An 18,997-nucleotide genomic window follows, 5' to 3' on the forward strand; every position below is an offset into this window, starting at 1 on the left:
TGGCACCGAAGGTGTGACAATCAGCGGGGCGGCCGCCGGCCGGCCGCCCCGCACCGGCGCACACGAGAACACGGGGGAGCGGCGTGGAACTTCAGGGCCTGCACGGGCAGGTGGTCGACCGCATCGGCCGGTCGCTCGCCGCGGACGAGATCCGGGCGGGCGAGGTGCTGCGCCTTGAAGACGTACAGGAACGGTACGGCGTCTCGCGCACGGTCGCCCGCGAGGCCGTCCGCGTCCTGGAGTCCAAGCGGGTCGTCACCAGCCGCCCCCGCGTCGGCATCACCGTACGCCCGCTCACCGAGTGGAACCTCTACGACCCGCAGATCATCCGCTGGCGGCTCGCGTCGCCCCAGCGCGAGGCCCAGCTGCGCGAACTGGCCGAGCTGCGGGCCGCCGTCGAACCGTCCGCCGCCGCGCTCGCCGCGTCCGGCGCGGCGCCCGGCGTCCGCGCCGCGCTGACCGAGCACGCCGGCGCCATGGCGGACGCCGCCCGGGCCAACGACCGCGCACGCTTCGTCGCGGCGGACGCGGCCTTCCACCGCGCGCTGCTCACAGCCTCGGGCAACGGCATGTTCGCGCAGCTCGCCGAGGTCACGGAGGAACTGCTGACGGCCCGCCGCGACCTCGCCCTGATGCCCCCCGACATCGACATGTCGGCCGTCCACCGCCACCAGGAAGTAGCCACCGCGGTAGCCGCGGGCCACCCCACCGAAGCCGCCCAGGCCGTCGCACGCCTCGTCAACGAGGCCCACAACGAGGTGGAACGCCTACTGGAGGGCGGGGGACCGTGCGCCTACCGGACCTGAACCGCACGTGAACCGCGCGGTGCAGGGGCCGGGGAAGCGCAGTCGCCGGGCGCAGCTCAGAAATACACGATGCGCACAACAGTGACCGTCAGCACGCTTTCGCTGACGTAGTAGCGGATGACGACGCCGGCGATGGTGGCTTCTCGGCGTTCGCGTTCCTTTTTTATTGCTGCGGAGCCGTGGCCGTACGGGTCGTCGGCGAGGCGGCGCATGCCCGCGTCGAAGCGGGTGCGCAGGGCGGTGTCCATGGAATCGCGGGCTTGGTCGGCAGGGGGTGCGTACTGGAGGCGGCGGCGGGTCACGCCACCTCCGGCCGGCTGTCGTCGGCCGGTACGGCACCGATGTCCTCGCCACGCTCCAGGCGCTCGAAGAGCTCCTGGTCCTCGAGGTCGGCGCCGGTGCCGCCCAGGGCCCACCGGGCCAGTCTGGCGGGCAGCTCGCCGGCCGGGACGTGCGGGATCTCCTGGTCGAACGCGCGCGCCTGCTCCTCATCGAGGACGGCGCGGATACCGGCGATGGTGCCCGGCAGCTCCACCAGCTCTCCGCCGATCACCGTCTTCAACGTCGCCTCCACGGCCGGCCTCCTCGCGCGACCACCTCGCGCCACCGACCACCGTACGCCCACCGGGCCCCGTCGTGTCCCGCGTACCGAAAACACCCGCCGAACCGACAGTGGGCCCGCGGCGCGGGCCCACGACGGATGGTGGACGAGGGCTGGTCAGCGCTGTGGTGATCAGCGCTGTGCTGTGATGCTCTCGGTCCAGTCGGCCATCTGGTCATCGGTGAGGTGACCGGCCAGATCAGCCTCGCTGATCATGCCGACCAGTCTCTTGTTCTCGATCACCGGCAGCCGGCGGATCTGGTGTCCCCGCATCTCCTCCAGCACTTCGCTGATGTCGGCACCCGCGTCGATCCAGCGGGGCGTGCCCTTCGCCATCTCGTGCGCCGTGACCTGGGACGGGTCGTGCCCCATGGCCACGCAGCCGACCACGATGTCGCGATCGGTGAGAATGCCGCACAACCGCTCGTTCGCGTCGCTGATCGGCAGGGCTCCCACATCGAGCTCCCGCATCAGCTGCGCCGCGCGGTCCAGGGTCGCGTCCTCGGGGATCCACTGGGCGCCGGGGTGCATGATGTCTCCGGCAGTGGTCATGAACCGTACCTCCCATGCCGGACGGCCGGCGCGACGCCGGGCGCGCCGCAGGTCCCGGCCCTCCCATTGTGGTCGCCGGTGCGCGCCCTCGCATGTGGGGGAGCGGGGACGTCCGTGGGGCACCACCGTCGCCGTGACGGTGGTGCCCCACGGGGGTACCGGTACGGCTCAGCCGTTGCCGCTCCCGTTCTCGGAGAGCACCGGGAGGTCGTCGATGAGGTGCGACAGCGGCTCGTCGCCCTTGTTCTGAGTGGAGTTCTTGGTGCACTGCTGGTTCTGCGGGTTCGACAGGACGTTGACGTCCTGAACGGTGATCGGGATGAGGCCGATCAGCGAACCGACGTTGACCTTGGCCGGCAGGCCGACGCACAGGTCGTTGAGCGAGTTCTGGACCAGGCCGGCCTGCGGGCTCTGGTTGCCGTGCGTGGCCGAGTTCCCGTACGACGTCGAGGCACCGTTGCCGCTGAAGTTGTGGGCACCGCCGTCGTTACCGACGGCAACGGCAGTGCCTGCACTGGCGGCGAGGCCGGCGGAGGCGAGGGTGAGGGCGGCCAGGGTGGCACGGATGCGCATGTCTCTCCTTGGGACAACGGCAATGAAGGGAGGTATGGCCCAGTACAGCCCCACGCACGTCCTGTCCTGTCTTATTCACCCATCTATCGGCGTGTCCGTATGAATTGCGGTCGTGTGTGCCGTGTGTTGTGTGTTGGGTGCGGGCGGGCGTTGCTTGACGGTTTTCTGGCGGGGGCCCGCGGGACGGCAGACATGACGGCGGTTCGATGTGGGCATTGGTGACAACGAGTCTCACAGTGCCGGTGTCGTCCGGCGCCGGAGACCGGACCGGCGGGCCCGCGTGCGCCTGTGCTACCCGGACCCCGTATCGCGGTGGACGGCGCGGCCCGCCGGTCGTCAGGTACTGTGGGCGACCGCAGCGATCGCTGACGACCGAGGAGGTGAGACCCATTACCGCTGTACCAGGCCGGGTTCTCCCTGCTCGTATCCGCGCGGTCCCCGCGACGCCACCGGCGTAGCGGACCGCAGCGAGGGAGCGTGCCCGGCATTCGCCAGGCACATCCGAAAGGCTCCCATGTCCCTTCTCGCGTCCCCCCTGCTCCCTTCCCTCCGCTCCGCCGCCGTCGCCCGACTCCGGGCCACCGGCTCGGTCTTCGCCGAGGACGAGGCGGACCTGCTCCTCGCCGCGGCCGGCACTCCGGCCGCGCTCGACGCCATGGTGGAGCGGCGCGCCGCCGGCCTGCCGCTCGAACTGGTGCTGGGCTGGGCGGAGTTCTGCGGTCTGCGGGTGGCCGTGGCTCCCGGTGTTTTCGTCCCCCGCCGCCGTACGGAGTTCCTCGCCCGGCAGGCGATCGCGCTCGCCACCGCCGCCCGGACGACAGTCCCCGAAGCCCTCCGTCCCGTCGTCGTCGATCTGTGCTGCGGCTCCGGCGCGGTCGGTGCCGCGCTCGCCGCGGCCGTGTCCGCGCCCGGTGTCGAGCTGTACGCGGCCGACATCGACCCGGCCGCGGTCCGCTGCGCCCGCCGCAACATCCCCGGCACCGTGGGCGAGGTGAGCCAGGGCGACCTGTACGAGGCGCTCCCCGCAGCCGTGCGCGGCCGCATCGACGTCCTCGTCGCCAACGTTCCGTACGTCCCCACGCAGCAGGTCGGCCTGCTGCCGCCGGAGGCCCGTGACCACGAGCCGCTGGTCGCGCTGGACGGCGGCGCCGACGGCCTCGACATACTGCGCCGGGTGACCGCCGCGGCTCCCCAGTGGCTGGCGCCGGGCGGCCACCTCCTGGTCGAGACGAGCGAGCGTCAGGCGGCGTCGGCCGCCGAGGTGTTCCGCCGCAGCGGCCTGACGCCGCGCGTGGTCACCTCGGAGGAGGAGTACGCGACGGTCGTCATCGGCAGCGTCGGCTCCAGCGAAAGCACGGTCCCGGCCCCGGGCCGCTCTGGCCCGCGCGGCTGATGTGCGGTGAGGAACGGATCATGGCGGGAACCCCTTCCGGAGAGACCGGCCACCCGCACACCGGAGGGAGACGGACGGCAATGACCACCCACCGTTCCGCCGACACCAGCACGTCCGACACCAGCAAGCCCGATACCAGCGATAACACGCCCGACGGCAACGCCGAGTACGGCAGAAAGACGTTCAAGCGGTCCCGGAGCCACTTCGCCGACCGGATCACCGCGGACGGCCGGGACGGCTGGCCCGTCGAGGCCGGCCGCTACCGCCTGGTGGTCAGCCGCGCCTGCCCCTGGGCCAGCCGCGCCGTGATCTCCCGGCGGCTGCTCGGCCTGGAGGACGCGCTGTCGATGGCCATCGCCGACCCGATCCAGGACGACCGGAGCTGGCGCTTCACTCTGGACCCGGACGGCCGCGACCCCGTCCTCGGCATCCGCTACCTCAGCGAGGCGTACGACGCACGCGAGACCGGCTATCCCGGCGGGGTGAGCGTGCCCGCGATCGTCGATGTACCGAGCGGCAGGCTCGTCACCAACGACTTCCAGCGGATCACCCTCGACCTCGCGACCGAATGGACCGCACTGCACCGCCCCGGCGCGCCCGACCTCTACCCGGAGCCGCTGCGCGCCGAGATCGACGAGGTCATGGAGGGCGTCTACCGGGACCTCAACAACGGCGTGTACCGGGCCGGGTTCGCGACCGGGCAGCGGGAGTACGAGGAGGCGTACGAGGATGTCTTCCGCCGCCTGGAGTGGCTCTCGCAGCGGCTGGCCGACCGCCGGTACCTGGTCGGGGACACCGTCACCGAGGCGGACATCCGGCTGTTCACCACGCTGGTGCGGTTCGACGCCGTCTACCACGGCCACTTCAAGTGCAACCGGTACAAGCTGGCCGAGGACCCGGTCCTCTGGGCGTACATGCGGGACCTCTATCAGACGCCCGGATTCGGCGACACGGTCGACTTCGACCACATCAAGCGGCATTACTACCAGGTGCACACCGGCATCAACCCGACCGGCATCGTCCCCGGCGGTCCCGACCTCGCCGGCTGGCTGACCCCGCACCACCGGGAGGAGCTGGGCGGCCGCCCGTTCGGCGACGGTACGCCGCCGGGCCCGGTCCCGGCCGGCGAGGAGGTCCCGCCGGCCGGGCGTCCCTGAAAGCCTTACTCGGCAGCGGCGAGCCGGACGATGCGGAAGAACCCGTTGGCCGCATCGGGGTGACGGCTCGTCAGCTCAAGCCGGACCCGGCTGGTGCGGACGGTGTCGAACGTGACCCGGGTGGGGGAGTCCGAGGCGTCCGCCCACTCGATGCGCACGTGGTCGGCCGGTACGTACTCCCTGCCGTCCCAGTAGCTGACGGCGATCGCCTCGGGCAGTGCGTAGGTGTCGTCGTCCGTTGTCAACGACACGTCCAGGCCGGATACGTCGCGGCGGCGCGGCCAGGTGACCGACACCCAGTCCCGCGCACGAGCCCTGCTGATGGCGGGCAGCAGGGCCGTCGCCGCCATGCGGTAGTGGTTGGACCAGCCCGTGGCCGCGTCGCCGTCGAGCATCGCGGCGGGCACGGTGTCCGGCGCGCCGGAGAAGCTCGCGTCCGCGGTGGGTCCGCCGGAGGCAGCCTCGCGCACACCGGTGGCCGCGGCCGCCGCGGGCGCGGTGGCACTCGCCGAGGCGCCCTGCCGGTGCCCGGTGACGGCGACCCGGACAGACGCCGAATGCAGCCCCTTCGCCCGCGCCGTCACCGTCACCGCCCCGGCCCCCGCCGCCGGCCGTACGATTGCCAGGGCCTTCCCGTGGAAGGCGGACCGGACGGGCGACTGATAGTTCTCGGCGCTCTCCTGCTGCCCGTTGTCGGCGCCCAGCAGGTGCCCGCCGGTCACCTGGAAGGTCAGGGCATGGCCGGCGTCCGGTACGAGGACGCCCCGGGAGTCGGTGACCTCGGCGGTGACGAAGACGAGGCCGTCTCCCGCCACTTGCTTCCGGTCCGGGGTCAGCCGTACCGCCGTGGCCTCGCCCGCTGTCCGCAGGGTGTCGCGGGCGACCTCGCGTCCGTTCCGCCGCGCCACCGCCACGAGCTTGCCCGCCTCGAAGGGCACCTGCCAGGTGAGGTGGAGCCGCCCGGCACTGCCGTTGGGGCTGGTGTAACTGCCCGGGTACGGACCCGAGGTGACGGTCTTGTCGTCCCCCGTCGCCTCGGTCGTCTCCAGGTACTCCCGTCCGTCCGCCGTCTTCTTGCGGTCGAAGCGGCGCACGCCCAGCGACCGGCCGTTGAGGAACAGCTCCACGCTGTCGGCGTTGGAGTACGCCCAGACGGTCACGGTGTCCTTGGGGCGGTGACCGGTCCAGTCCATGGGCACCAGGTGCACCATGGGCGTCTCGCTCCACTGGCTGCGGAAGAGCGAGAACTGGTCCTTGGGGAACCCCGCGGTGTCGACGGCGCCGAAGAACGAGCTCTTCACCGGGAAGACGTCGTCGTACGGGGTCGGCTCGCCGATGTAGTCGATGCCGGTCCACACGAACTGGCCGCCGAAGAACTCCCGGTCGCGGTCCTTCTTCAGGGCGTACTCGCCGCTCATCGTCCACGACTCCAGGTTGTTGTCGTACGACGAGGAGCCGCGCTTGCCGGGCGTGTAGTTCTCGCCCGTGTTGAGCTGGTCAGGGCTCTCGTACACCCCGCGCGTCGAGGTGCTCGACGAGCTCTCGGACTCGAAGAAGAACGTGTCCGGGTACTTCTTGTGCAGTGCGTCGACCGAGGCGGCCGTGTTGTAGTTGAGCCCGACGCCGTCGAGCATCCGGAGGATGCGGTCCTGCGGCGAACCGTCCTTCGGCACACTGCGGTACTTGTCCGAGCCGATCACCACGGGCCGGGTCGCGTCGACCGACTTCACGGCCGCGATCAGCCGCTCGGCCATCGCCACCCCGGCTTCAGCGGTGCTGTCCGGGATCTCGTTGCCGATGGACCACATGATGACGGCGGGCGAGTTCTTGGCCGCGTGCACCATTTCCTTGATGTCGGCGTCGCTGTGCTCGTCGAAGAACCGGCCGTAGTCGTACGGGTTCTTCGGGGTGCGCCAGCAGTCGAACGCTTCGACCTGCAGCATGATGCCCAGCTCAGCGCAGAGCGTGACCAGTTGGGGAGCCGGCGGATTGTGTGACGTCCGCAGGGCGTTGACACCCATTTCGCGCATGATCTCGAGCTGCCGCCGGGCCGCGTCGGGGTGGAAGGCGGCGCCCAGCGCACCGAGGTCGTGGTGCAGATTCACACCCTGCAGCTTCATCCGTTCGCCGTTGAGCGAGAAGCCGTGGCCGGGGTCGAAGGTGGTCCACCGCAGCCCGAAGGGGGTGCTCGTCTCGTCCACGATCCGGCCGCTGACGGTGACACGGGTGACGACGGTGTAGAGGTACGGGCGCTTCACCGACCAGAGCCGCGGCTTGTCGATACGCAGGTCGAGCGTGGTCGTCGTGGGGTCGCCGGTCAGCGTGGCGGGCGCGGACACCGACGCGACCTGGCGGCCGTCCGCGTCCCGGACCGTCGCCGTCACCTCGGCCCGTACGGACCGCTGCTCCTCGCTCACGGCGGCCACCGCGACACGGACCGCGGCATGGCCCTTGCCGACGGTCCGCTCCAGGTCGGGCGTGGTGACCGTGATCCCGTGCCGGACGAGATGCACGGGATCGGTGACGACGAGGCGTACGTCCCGGTGGATGCCGCTGCCGGAGTACCAGCGGCTGCTCGGCACCTGGTTGCGGGCCCGCACGGACAGGGTGTTGGCCGTCCGGCCATCGGTGTGCGCCAGGTCCGTGAGATCCACGGCGAAGCCGGTGTAGCCGTACGGGTGGGTGGCGACCAGCTCCCCGTTGAAGTGCACCTGCGCGTCCATGTACACACCGTCGAACTCGACGGATATCCGCTTCCTCGCGGTCTCCGCCGGCAGTGTGAAGGTCTTGGTGTACCAGCCGAGACCGCCGGGGAGGTAGCCCGAGCCCGCCGTGGTGCGGTCGTCCTTGACGGGGTCCAGGCCGACGCTCCAGTCGTGCGGTACGTCCACGTCGCGCCAGGCCGGATCGCCGGCCGCGGGCTGCGGCGCCTCCTCACCCGTGGTGTTGACCAGGGCGAACCGCCACCCGCGGCAGAGATCGATCTCCCGGCCCGTCCCCGCCGCCTTCGCCGCGGCCGCTGCCCGTCCGGCAGCCCAGGCCGTGGAACCCGCCGCCAACTGCGCACCGAGGACTCCACCGAGGGAGGCGCCGGCGCCGCCCAGAACCACGCGTCGTGAGATGGCCATGTGTGCCTTCCGGTATTCCGTGAGGGTGACGAGGCTGCTGAACGCGCTGAGTCTGTCGAGTCCTGTTGATATATGTCAATGAACAAAACAAAACTTCTCAACTAGCGGCAGGGCGCGGCCGGGAGGCGGGTCGGGATCGGGCTTACGCGTCGTCGGCGGCGTACACCCGAACTCCGCCGACGTACGTCTGCAGGACCCGGGTCCCCGCGATGTCACCGGCCGGGTCCTCGAAGGGGTCGCGGTCGAGGAGGGCCAGGTCGGCCAGGTTGCCGGCGCGCAGGGTGCCCGTGTCGTCGAGGTGGTTCACGTACGCGCTGCCGGCCGTGTACGCCGCGAGGGCCGTGCCGAGGTCGAGGCGCTGTTCGGGCAGGAAGGCGGGGGAGCCGGCGGCGGCGTCCGGCCGGCGGCGGTGCACCGCGGTGTGCAGCGCGGCCATCGGGTCGGGACTGCTGACCGGCCAGTCGCTGCCGGCGGCGAGCGTGGCGCCGGAGCGGAGCAGGTCACCGAAGGGGTACTGGTGGGTGGTCCGTTCGGCGCCGAGGAACGGAATGGTGAGGTCGTCCATCTGCGGCTCGTGCACGGCCCAGAGTGCCTGGATGTTGGCGGTGGCGCCGAGGCGGCGGAAGCGGGGGACGTCGTCGGGGTGGACGATCTGGAGGTGGGCGAGGTGCGGACGGTGGTCGGTCCAGCCGTTGGCCTTCCGCGCGGCCTCGACGGCGTCCAGGGACTCGCGGACGGCGCGGTCGCCGAGCGCGTGGAAGTGGACCTGGAAGCCGTGTGCGTCCAGCTCGGTGACGTAGCGCCGCAGCGCCTCGGGCTCGATGAAGGAGATGCCGCTGTTGTCGGAGGCGCAGCCGCAGGCGGTGAGGTAGGGGTGGAGGAGGGCTGCCGTGTGGTTCTCGGCGATGCCGTCCTGCATGATCTTCACGGTCGTGGCGCGCAGTCGACCGGCGGTCAACTCCTCGCGCTTGGCGAGGAGTTCAGGAAGCTGTTCCGTACCGCGGGCCCGGTCCCACCACAGTGACCCGGTGACCCGCGCCGTGAGCTGTCCGGAGCGGACGGCGGCCGCGTAGGCGGGGGAGGGGTCGGCCATCCCGGCGTGGTTGCCGAGCAGTGCGTCCTGCCAGGCGGTGATGCCGTACGAGTGGAGGAGCGCCTGGGCGCGCAGCAGTCCTTCGGTGAGTGCGGCGAGGGTCGGCGCCGGGACGGCGGCGGCGACCAGCACCATGGCGCCTTCCTGGAGCATCCCGGTGGGGTGCCCGTCCGCCTCCCGTTCCAGGCGCCCGTCGGCGGGGTCGGGCGTACGGGCGTCGAGGCCGGCGAGTTCGAGGGCGCGGGTGTTGGCCCAGCCGCCGTGGTGATCGCGGTTGACGAGGTACACCGGACGGTCGGGCACGAGCGCGTCGAGGAACTGGCGGGTGGGCGTGCCGCCGGGGAACGCCTCCATCGACCAGCCGCCACCGGTGATCCACTCCGTGTCCGGGTGGGCGTCGGCGTAGGCGCGGATGCGGCGGCGGTACTCCTCGGCGGTGACCGCGCCGCTCAGGTCGCACTGCCCCAACTCCACGCCGCCGCCCACCGGGTGGACATGCGCGTCCTGGAAGCCGGGCACGAGCAGCCGACCGTGCAGGTCGAGGATGTCGGTACGCGGACCGATCAGCTCGTGCACCTCGTCGTGGCCGACGGCGACGATGCGCTCACCGCGCACGGCGAGGGCGGTGGCGCGGCTGCGGGCCGGGTCCACGGTGTGGACGGGACCGCCGGTGAAGACGAGGTCGGCGGGGTGCGAGTGCGGCATGTCCGGGCTCCTGGGTCGGTGGGATGGCAGGGGGAAGAGGGAGGCGGGTCAGCGGGCGGGTTCGGACGGTGGCGCGGCCGGCTCGCCGCCGCCGTCCATCGGCAGGGCGATCGCCTCCGCGTCCGTGCCGCGCCCCGTGACGAAGTACGGCGACCGCCGCCCCCACTTGGCGCGTGCCGCGGCCACCAGCCCGGACGCCACGATCAGTACGGGAACGAGCAGCATGAACCAGCCGTTGTCCGGCCGCGCCTCGAAGTGGTCGCTCATCGTCACGTAATGGACCGCGAGATAGCCGCCGAGCCCGAAGAGGACCAGTCCGCTGAGCGCGGGGATCACCACGCCGGTGAGCGCGGCGCGGGCTCCGGCGCGCAGATCGGCGCGGAAGCGCAGCGCGCAGGCCAGGGCGGTCAGGCCGTAGTAGAGGGAGACGACCAGGCCGATCGAGTTGACCGCGGCGAGGATCATCTCGTTCAGCTGGGGGATGCCGAGGGCCAGTACGGCGACGGCCGCGGCGATGGCCATGATGACCACCGTACCGACGGCGGGCGTGTCGAATCGGGGGCTGACCCGCGTCCACATGGTGCCGAGGGTGCGGTCGCGGCCCATGGCGAGCGTGGCCCGGGCCGTGGGGATGACGGCGGCCTGCAGGGAGGCGAAGGCGGAGCACATCAGGGCGGCCAGCGGCAGGGACGCCCACGGCTCGGGGGCGAGGCGCGCGCCCAGGAAGGTGAGCGCCTGCGGGCCGTTGCGCACCAGTTCCCCGTTGCCCATCACGCGCTGGAAGGAGATGGCGGCGAAGACGAACAGCGCCAGCATCACGGTGAGAGCGATGAGCCCGCCGCGCGCGGCGTCCCCGGCGCTCTTCGTCTCCTCGTTCACGGTGAACGCCGCGTCCCAGCCCCAGTAGATGAAGACCGCGAGGATCAGACCCTGGACGAGTGAGGTCGTCGAGCCCATCTCGAACGGGTTGAGCCAGGAGAAGGAGAAGGGCTGGTCGCCGACGGCCAGGCCCCAGGCGCAGAAGGCGAGCAGCACGGCGTACTCGAAGACCAGCAGCCAGAGTTGGAGGCGGGTGGCGGAGCGGACGCCGGTGACCGCGGTGACGGTCACGGCCACCAGCGCGACGAGGCCGATGACCGTGCTGGTCGCGGTGGAGTTCGGGTCCAGCGGGAGGCCGAACGCGGTCCGTGCGCCCAGCTTGTTGAGGAACTGCAGGATCACCGAGCCGGTGACGGCGCCGGTGTACGCCATGAAGACGACGTTGCCGACCAGCACCACCCAGCCGGTGAGGAAGCCCGGCCAGGGGCCGATGGAGCGGCCCACCCAGGTGTAGCCGTTGCCGCAGTTGGGCTCGGAGCGGTTGAGGCGGGAGTACGCGAGGGCGATGCCGAGGATCGGCAGGAACGCCAGTACCAGCAGGGCGGGCGTCCGGCGGCCCGCGTACACCGCGAGGGTGCCCATTCCGATGCCGATGCTGGTGGTCGCCGCGGTGCTGGAGGCGGCGATGGCCACGCCGTCCTTGACGCCGAGCGAGCGGCGCATACGGGTGCCCGGCGGAGCGGGCGGCACTGCTGGGGGCATGGGGCACGCTCCTGGAACGGGGGAGGAGGGGCGCCGTGGCGGACCGGCGTGCGCCGATGAAACCGCCGCCTCCAGCGCTATGTCAATGGTGTTGACGTAAGGTGGTGATTGACTGGCCCGGGCGCCGGCGGCCGGGCCGCGCCCCCGGGCGCCACCCGACCGCCCGGAACCGACGACCGAAGGGCCGACCGTGGCACCACCCGACCGCGTCACCGCGGAACGCAGGCGACGCCGCCCCACCAAGAGCGGCGTGGTCCTGTCGGCGGAGCTGATCCTCGATGCGGCGCTGGAACTCCTCGACGAGCACGGCGCCGAGGCCCTCACCATCCGCCGGCTCGGCACCGCGCTCGGCGCCGACCCCAGTGCGGTCTACCGCTACTACCGCGGTGCCGAGGATCTGCTGCTCGCCCTGGGCGACCGCCTCATCGGCGAGGCGCTCGACGGCTTCCGGCCCGAGGACCACGACGACTGGGCGGCGGCGCTGCGGGACTTCGGACTGCGCGCCTACCGCGCGGCGCTGCGTCACCCGCGCGTCGCCGTCCTCAGCTCCTACCGCGTCACCCGTCGCCCCCACGAACAGCGCGCCGTGGAGACGGGCGTCGGCCTGCTGCGCCGGGCCGGCTTCGACGACGCCACCGCCGTGCGCCACTACCACGCCTTCGTCGACACCGTCCTCGGCCACGCGGCCCTGGACGCCGCGGTACTCCGCCTCCCCGCCGACCAGCGGGCCGGCGACGAACAGGCGTGGAGCGAGGCGTACGCGCAGCTGCCCGCCGACGACTTCCCGCACCTGAATGCGGTCCGGGACCACCTGCCGACGATGGCGGGCCCGGCCGTGGAACACGCGCTTGATCTGCTGCTGGCGGCGTTGCGGGCACAGGCCCCGGCCTAGCGGGCCAACGATCTAGCGGTTCAGCGCGGTGCGCAGCGCGGCGTGCGCCGCCTCGTTCGCCTCGGCGGCCGCGGGCAGTTGGCCCGGCATCCCGAAGAACCCGTGGAAGACCCCGTCGTAGCGCCGGACGTCCACCGCGACGCCGGCCTCCCGCAGCCGGCGGCCGTACGCCTCGCCCTCGTCGCGCAGCGGGTCGTACTCCGCGGTCAGGATGTGGGCCGGCGGCAGTCCGGAGAGGTCGGCCGCGGCGAGCGGCGAGGCGTAGGGGTGCACGTCGGTGCAGGGGTGCACATCGCCGTCACCGTTGCCGTCGCCGTCCGCGCCGAGGTACTGCTCCCAGTACCAGCGCAGATGGTCGGCGGTGACGAAGTAACCCCGGGCGTTCTGCCGGTAGGAGGGGGTGTTCCGGGCGGGGTCGAGCATCGGGTAGATCAGCAGTTGGAAGACCGGCATCGGGCCGCCCTGGTCCCGGGCCATCAGGGGGAGTACCGCGGCGAGGTTGCCCCCGGCGCTGTCGCCGGCCACCGCGACGCGGGCCGGGTCGCCGCCCTCCTCGGCGGCGTGCGCGGCGGCCCAGCACAGGACCGCGTAGGCGTCCTCGGCGGCGGCGGGGAACCGGTGCTCGGGCGCCCGCCGGTAGTCGACGGAGACGACGAGCGCGCCCGTCGCGTTGGCCAGGTCCCGGCAGATGCCGTCGTGCGAGTCCAGGTCGCAGATCACGAAGCCGCCGCCGTGGCAGAACACCACCACGGGCAGCCCTCCGTCGGCGCCCTCGCGCGGCCAGTACAGCCGTACCGGCACCTCGGGGGCACCGGCGGGCCCCGGCACTCGCCGGTCCTCGACCCGGGCCACCGGCACCGGGACCGCCGCGCGGGCCGGCTGCGCCGCGAGGATCCGGCGCGCCTCGGCCGCGTCGAGGACCTCCGTGCCCAGCCGCGGGAAGTGCGCCTCGGTCAGCTCGATGATGGTTTTCGCCACGGGATCCAACGGCATGCGCGGTCTCACCTCGTCGTCACGTCTCTGCCGACCTGCCTCGCACCAGTATTGCCCATCGATAGTCCTAATCGAAATACTCCCGGCCGTGGGCGGTGGAAATCGGTGGCGCCCCGTGAGGTGAGCCGTTACCTTCCGCCCGAGCGCAGTGCGCTGCGAGACACGACCACGAGGGGGAGCCGGGCATGGAGACCGAGAGCTTGCGGACGGACCGTCTTGGCGTACTGCTCGACCAGTTCGACCAGGCCAGGGAGATGGCCCAGGTGCGGCTCACGGGGCTCGGCGACGAGGAGTACCTCTGGGAGCCGGTGCCCGGCTGCTGGTCGATCCGGCGCCGGTGCGAGGCGGTGACGCCCAGGGCGTTCGGACCGGGCGAGTGGGTGCTCGACCGGGGCGCCCCGGACATTCCGGCGAGCGAGTACGCCGAGGTGGCCCGGCAGGCCGCCGGAGGCATGACCGTCGACAAGATCGCCGAGGACTGGAGCGTGAGCGTCGAGCGGGTCGAGCAGGTCCTGGCCCACACCGGTACGCCGGAGCCCGACGTCACACCGGTCACGACCATCGCGTGGCGGCTCGCGCACCTGCACTTCGAGTTCGCGGGCCGATGGGAGTGGACCTTCGGCGAACGGCGGCGGGAGCCGAAGCTGCTCGTCGACTTCACCCCCTCCGCCGACCTGGCACTCGAGCGGTTCTGGGCGTCGGTCGACCGCTGGCGCGACAGCATCGCCACCGTCACCGACGAGCAGCTCGACACCGTCGGCTTCTCGCAGTACCCGCACGGCTCCGACCCCGACGACCCGTTCATCGGCGTGCTGGCGGGCGGCAACCTCGAACTGATCCACCACATGGCCGAGATCGCGCTGCTCCGCGACCTGTGGCGGGCGCGCTTCACCACATCCGGGTAGGGCCGCGCGGGCGCTCAGTCGTGTTTCTGTTCCGCGGCGCGCACCTTCGCGGCCACCTCGTCCAGGTCCCGCAGCGCCGACTCGGCGAACTCCCGCTCCGCCGCGTAGTACTTCTCCGACCAGCGCAGGACCAGTTCGGTGTACGCCCAGGAGGGCTCCTTCGTCGAGCCCTCGGCCGTGGCGCGGGCACGGCGGGTCATCTTCTCCGCGTACGCGCGGTGCTGTTCGAGGACGGCGCGCAGCTCGTCGGGCTCGGTCAGGTGGCCGAGCCACAGCCGCAGCATGACGCCGTGCTTGAGGACCGGCGGCTCGACCGGCGCCTCGCTGACCCACCGCGCCGCCGCCTCCTTGCCGCTCGGAGTGATGCTGTACATCCGCTTGCCACGCACGCCGTCGTCCTGGATCACCGTCCGCGACGTGACGTAACCGTGCTTCTCCAGTCGCTTGAGCTCGCCGTAGACCTGGCTGGCCGACGGGCTCCAGTAGAAGAAGTGCAGGCTCGAATCGGCCCATTTCTTCAGGTCGTACCCGGAAAGCTCGGACCCGAAGGAGAGCAGCCCGAGCACCGCCCAGCTCGTGGGCGGCAGTTCAGCGGGGTCGAAGGGCGCGGTCGAGTCGGTCACGGGCGTGAGTATAGGACCGGACGGGTAAGGTCCTGCGCTGTTGGGGCTTCCGCCAGGTGGTTTCCTGGCCCGGTGCCTATGCGGAGGCAAGATAATTCTGTGCGGACAGCCCCCGCTGTTGCGAAACGCCGCAGAGCTGTGGTGGTCATTGCCTCGGACGTCTTCTCGTCGTTGGGAGAACGGCCGACGCGGTTGTGCCACCGGAGCCGGGTACTGAGAGCGAGCCGACGCGGCACTGTCAGCCGGTATGCAGTCCGGCTGCGAGCACCTGATGCGGGTGTCAGTGGCAGCCGCGTGCGCCGCTCTGCCAACGTGCGCCCCATCGCGCTCTCTTGGCGCTCCTTTCGTGTAGTTCGTACGGTGAAGGCATCGTGTCACTGGAGGTGCCGGTGACCGGATGGATGCCAGGGCGCGGCCGGAAGGGTTGAGCTCCTGGGACCTCGTCGGCCTCACGTCGCCTTGGGCGCTGAGGGGGACCGGTGGCAGATTCGTGGTTACAGCGACTCATTTCGGAGTATGGCGCCGAGTGCAAGGACCGCATCGGTAGAGGGGACCCGGAAGCCGCCATTCGCGGACCGGTCGAGCGGCTTCTGGTGGCGGTGGGAAAGCGGTGGCGCCTCCAGCTCCGCCTCTACCCTGAGGTACGCCGGCCGGAGTTGGGAGTGCGCCCCGACTACGCGGTGAGCGCGAGTGGCCACACCACTGGGTATGTGGAATTGAAGCGGCCGGAGAAAGATGTCACCCCCGGTGGGCTGAAAGGGCGTGACCGGAAACAGTGGGAGCTGATGCACCAGCTACCAAACGTCCTCTACACCAACGGCCGCTCATGGACCCTTTACCAAGGTGGGCCGGAACCCGTGCGGACCGTGCATTTTGAAGGTGACTTGGCGCGCGTGGGGCACCGGCTGCGCGCGCGGGGGCCGGACGCTGCTGACTTCGAGGAACTGTTGCGGGATTTCCTTTTCTGGTGTCCGCAGCCGATCACCAGTGTCCGACAGCTCGTACGGTATGTGGCGCCGTTGTGTCAACTGCTACGGGAAGAAGTGGCCGAGCGACTGACGGAAGAGGAGCGGGAGTCCCGGGGGCGGCGCAGTCGCCGTCCTGGTCCCTTCACCGCCCTGGCGAAGGATTGGGAACAAGTCCTTTTCCCAGGGGCGAACGTCGGTCATTACGAACGAACCTTCGCGGACCGATATGCCCAGACTGTGACGTTTGCTCTGCTGCTGGCCAGAGTTGAAGATATCCCGGTTTCGGGTCGCACACTCCACGAAGTGGGGAGGCAACTAGGTGCAGACCATACGGTCATGGGCCGGGCGCTGCAGATTCTAACGGACGATGTCGGTGAACGATTCGCTCACTGCCTCAACATGCTGGTGCGTATCGTCGGGGTGGTGAATTGGAGTCCTATTCGGGAACGCGAACCGAACGCCCACGTCGATCTCTATGAGCACTTCCTCCAGGCATACGATCGTGACCTGCGTCGACGATCCGGTACTTACTACACGCCCAAGCCGCTCGTGGAGCACATGACGAGACTTGCGGACGAGGTGCTGAGGACGAATCTGCACTGCCCAGAAGGCTTTGCCGACGATCGGGTCACTATTGTCGATCCCGCGATGGGCACTGGCACCTTCCTCAGCGAGATCATCGATCTGGTGGCTGACCGGCGGGCGCTACGTGGTGACGGGTTCCGGGGAGAGGCTATCGAGCAACTCGCGCGTCGACTGATCGGCTTTGAGCGACAAATGGGCGCGTACGCCGTTGCGCAAATGCGCATCACTCAGACTCTGAGAAAGCAGGACACCCACGTCAGGCTCAAGGACCTGCGGCTTCACCTCACCGATACGCTCGCCGACCCTTGGCAGAAGGGGGCGGTTCTCGACCTGGGAGCGGCGTACGCGCCACTGGTGTCCAACAGCGCCGCGGCCGATGAGATCAAGCGGGAGTGGCCGGTAACCGTGATCATCGGCAATCCACCTGACCGAGAGAAAGCGGAAGGCGACGGAGGGTGGATCGAGAAGGGCTCGCCGGGACGTGGACGACCGCTGCTCGACAGCTTCCGGATCGGTGGCAGCAATGGGACGCACGAGCACAAGCTCAAGAACCTCTACGTCTACTTCTGGCGCTGGGCCACGTACAAAGTGTTCGAACAACACGAGCCCGAACACCAGCAGGGCATCGTGTGCTTCGTCACCACGGCAGGTTTCCTGCGTGGGCCCGGTTTCAAGGGTATGCGGGAATACCTTCGACGTATGTGCTCCGATGGCTGGATCATCGATTTGAGTCCGGAAGGAATCCAACCGCCGGCCCATACCCGTATCTTCCCACCCGTACAGCAACAACTGGCGATCGCGTTGTTCGTGCGAAGTCCGGGAGCGGGTGCTGACCAACCGGCGATGATCCGCTACACCGCACTCAATGGCCACCGTGAGGACAAATACCGGAAGCTGGCGGCTCTGAGTATGTGCAGCGAGGACTGGGCCACGGTACGCAGTGATTGGCAGTCCCCCTTCACGCCGGAGGCGCGGACGGACTGGGACGAATTTCCGGCGCTGGGGGAAATTTTTCCTTGGACGAAGCCAGGGGTGCAAGCCAATCGCACCTGGGTGTGCGGTCCGGACAAGGAGAAGCTGGGCGAGCGGTGGCAACGTCTGCTGGCGGAGCCGGAGGAAGCGGCGCAGCGCGTCTTGTTCAAAGAGACGCGCGATCGCAGTCTGGACAGCGCTGTGGAGTCCCTGCCCGGTTTTCCGCAGCGACCACGACCCATCCGAGAGGAGACCGGGGAGTGCCCGGAGCCCGTCAGAGTGGCTTACCGTGCTTTCGACCGGCAGTGGATCATCCCGGACAACCGGTTGCTGGACACGCCACGCCCCGATTTATGGGAAGCTGCAATTCCGGACCAACTGTATGTCGTCGAACAGCACTCACAACCGATCAAATCCGGACCGGCGTTGGTATTCTCATCGCTCCTTCCGGACAAGCATTGCTTCAATAGCAGAGGCGGCCGCGTACTACCCCTCCGGCACGCGGATGGCTCGCCCAACGTCGCACCTGGACTCCTGCAACACCTTGCCAATTCCTTCGGCGGCTTGCCGGTCACGGCCGACGCTCTCGTCGCCTACGTCGCTGCGCTCACCGCGCACCCCGCTTTCACCCACCATTTCGTCGACGAACTCAACACTCCGGGTATACGTGCGCCGCTCACAGCTGACCGCGCTCTGTGGCAGGAGGCCGTGGCGCTGGGCAGAAGAGTGATCTGGGCCGCGACATTCGGGGAGCGGTGCGCCGATGAGTCGGACGGTCGGCCGGTGGGCGGGGATGCCATGTGGTCGTCCGCCGAACCGCGCATCGAGTATGCGGTACCGGTGGGCCGGGATCAGTTACCGACCCGCGTGGAGTACGACGCCTCGGGCCAGAAGCTGCGCATCGGCTCGGGTGTGTTCACCTCTGTGACCGAGCGCATGCGCTCCTACGAGGTAGGCGGGCACAACGTCCTCGACAGATGGCTGAGCCGGCGAAACGGCCGGTCGGCCGGGCGCAGGGGCAGCCCTCTCGACGACATCCGGGCCACAGAATGGCGGCCGACGTGGAGTCACGAGTTGCAGGAGATACTGGCGGCGCTGCGACACCTGACGCAGCTCGAGCCTGCGCAGGCCCAGCTGCTGGAACGGGTCCTGAACGGCCCGCTCATCACTGTTCAGGAACTGCGTCGGCGCAGGATTCTTGCGGTGCCGCCCCAGGCGGCTAAGACCCGGCCCCTGCCGTGTCCCGCAGACATGCTTCCTGGGCTCGAAGGCATCGACGTCCAGACACGGCATGCCGTACAGCCGATAGAAGTGCGGCCGGACGCAGGAGGGACCGGTACCACGCCCAGGCGCCAACGTCAGAAAGGACGTCATCCTGGCCAGAAGCCGTGACGACCATCATTGGAGCAGGGCGGTTCGGCCGCGTCCCACGCGCCAGGTCGGCCGGACTGGGAAAGGAGCCCCCGCCGT

At 70.3% G+C, this 18,997-nt stretch carries 15 protein-coding genes; 6 read left to right on the top strand and 9 right to left on the bottom strand.

Going from position 1 to position 18,997, the window contains the following annotated elements:
• The first annotated feature begins 83 nt into the window (after positions 1-83).
• Complete coding sequence (locus IG84_RS42630) at positions 84-806, top strand: FadR/GntR family transcriptional regulator (RefSeq protein WP_031057782.1); 723 nt, start codon at positions 84-86, stop codon at positions 804-806.
• Between the two features lie 56 nt (positions 807-862).
• Here IG84_RS42630 and IG84_RS0117630 read toward each other — a convergent pair whose 3' ends face one another.
• The 4 genes from IG84_RS0117630 to IG84_RS0117645 all read right to left on the bottom strand — a co-directional run bounded on the left by IG84_RS0117630 (position 863) and on the right by IG84_RS0117645 (position 2,532).
• Positions 863-1,054 carry a hypothetical protein gene (locus tag IG84_RS0117630; protein ID WP_051861964.1) on the bottom strand — a complete coding sequence of 64 codons (192 nt, stop codon included), beginning with the start codon at positions 1,052-1,054 and terminating at the stop codon, positions 863-865.
• A 50-nt stretch (positions 1,055-1,104) separates the two neighbouring features.
• Positions 1,105-1,380, bottom strand: coding sequence for a hypothetical protein (locus tag IG84_RS0117635; RefSeq protein WP_051861887.1), 276 nt, complete (start codon positions 1,378-1,380; stop codon positions 1,105-1,107).
• 159 nt (positions 1,381-1,539) lie between these two features.
• Complete coding sequence (locus IG84_RS0117640) at positions 1,540-1,959, bottom strand: CBS domain-containing protein (RefSeq protein WP_031057792.1); 420 nt, start codon at positions 1,957-1,959, stop codon at positions 1,540-1,542.
• A gap of 168 nt (positions 1,960-2,127) precedes the next feature.
• Positions 2,128-2,532 (bottom strand): rodlin, encoded by a 405-nt coding sequence (locus IG84_RS0117645; RefSeq protein WP_031057794.1) that lies wholly within the window; start codon positions 2,530-2,532, stop codon positions 2,128-2,130.
• 514 nt (positions 2,533-3,046) lie between these two features.
• On the opposite strand from IG84_RS0117645, the gene IG84_RS0117650 reads away from it, so the two are divergent.
• Positions 3,047-3,925, top strand: a complete 879-nt coding sequence (locus IG84_RS0117650) for a putative protein N(5)-glutamine methyltransferase (RefSeq protein ID WP_051861890.1) — start codon at positions 3,047-3,049, stop codon at positions 3,923-3,925.
• An 80-nt stretch (positions 3,926-4,005) separates the two neighbouring features.
• Positions 4,006-5,082, top strand: a complete 1,077-nt coding sequence (locus tag IG84_RS0117655; protein WP_031057797.1) for a glutathione S-transferase family protein — start codon at positions 4,006-4,008, stop codon at positions 5,080-5,082.
• A 5-nt stretch (positions 5,083-5,087) separates the two neighbouring features.
• Here the strand turns inward: IG84_RS0117655 and IG84_RS0117660 are convergent, their stop codons facing one another.
• From IG84_RS0117660 to IG84_RS0117670, 3 genes are all read right to left on the bottom strand, one after another.
• A complete protein-coding gene (locus IG84_RS0117660; protein WP_031057800.1) occupies positions 5,088-8,210 on the bottom strand; it encodes a glycoside hydrolase family 2 TIM barrel-domain containing protein in 3,123 nt (1,040 codons plus the stop codon).
• Between the two features lie 142 nt (positions 8,211-8,352).
• Complete coding sequence (locus IG84_RS0117665) at positions 8,353-10,008, bottom strand: amidohydrolase (RefSeq protein WP_031057801.1); 1,656 nt, start codon at positions 10,006-10,008, stop codon at positions 8,353-8,355.
• 48 nt (positions 10,009-10,056) lie between these two features.
• Positions 10,057-11,589, bottom strand: a complete 1,533-nt coding sequence (locus IG84_RS0117670; protein WP_051861893.1) for an APC family permease — start codon at positions 11,587-11,589, stop codon at positions 10,057-10,059.
• Between the two features lie 190 nt (positions 11,590-11,779).
• Here IG84_RS0117670 and IG84_RS0117675 point away from each other — a divergent pair, with 190 nt between their 5' ends.
• Complete coding sequence (locus IG84_RS0117675; RefSeq protein ID WP_031057805.1) at positions 11,780-12,481, top strand: TetR/AcrR family transcriptional regulator; 702 nt, start codon at positions 11,780-11,782, stop codon at positions 12,479-12,481.
• 12 nt (positions 12,482-12,493) lie between these two features.
• Here IG84_RS0117675 and IG84_RS0117680 read toward each other — a convergent pair whose 3' ends face one another.
• Complete coding sequence (locus IG84_RS0117680) at positions 12,494-13,474, bottom strand: alpha/beta hydrolase (protein ID WP_031057807.1); 981 nt, start codon at positions 13,472-13,474, stop codon at positions 12,494-12,496.
• Between the two features lie 185 nt (positions 13,475-13,659).
• Here IG84_RS0117680 and IG84_RS0117685 point away from each other — a divergent pair, with 185 nt between their 5' ends.
• The gene (locus tag IG84_RS0117685; RefSeq protein ID WP_031057809.1) at positions 13,660-14,379 is read left to right on the top strand and encodes a DinB family protein; all 720 of its coding nucleotides are present in this window, start codon (positions 13,660-13,662) and stop codon (positions 14,377-14,379) included.
• A 14-nt stretch (positions 14,380-14,393) separates the two neighbouring features.
• Here IG84_RS0117685 and IG84_RS0117690 read toward each other — a convergent pair whose 3' ends face one another.
• A complete protein-coding gene (locus IG84_RS0117690; RefSeq protein WP_051861895.1) occupies positions 14,394-15,002 on the bottom strand; it encodes a PadR family transcriptional regulator in 609 nt (202 codons plus the stop codon).
• Positions 15,003-15,481: 479 nt separating this feature from the next.
• Between IG84_RS0117690 and IG84_RS0117695 the strand changes: the two genes are divergently transcribed.
• Positions 15,482-18,919 (top strand): type ISP restriction/modification enzyme, encoded by a 3,438-nt coding sequence (locus tag IG84_RS0117695; RefSeq protein ID WP_031057815.1) that lies wholly within the window; start codon positions 15,482-15,484, stop codon positions 18,917-18,919.
• Positions 18,920-18,997: the final 78 nt, after the last annotated feature.

The sequence above is a fragment of the Streptomyces ochraceiscleroticus genome (assembly GCF_000720485.1).
Classification (GTDB): Bacteria; Actinomycetota; Actinomycetes; order Streptomycetales; family Streptomycetaceae; genus Streptomyces; species Streptomyces ochraceiscleroticus.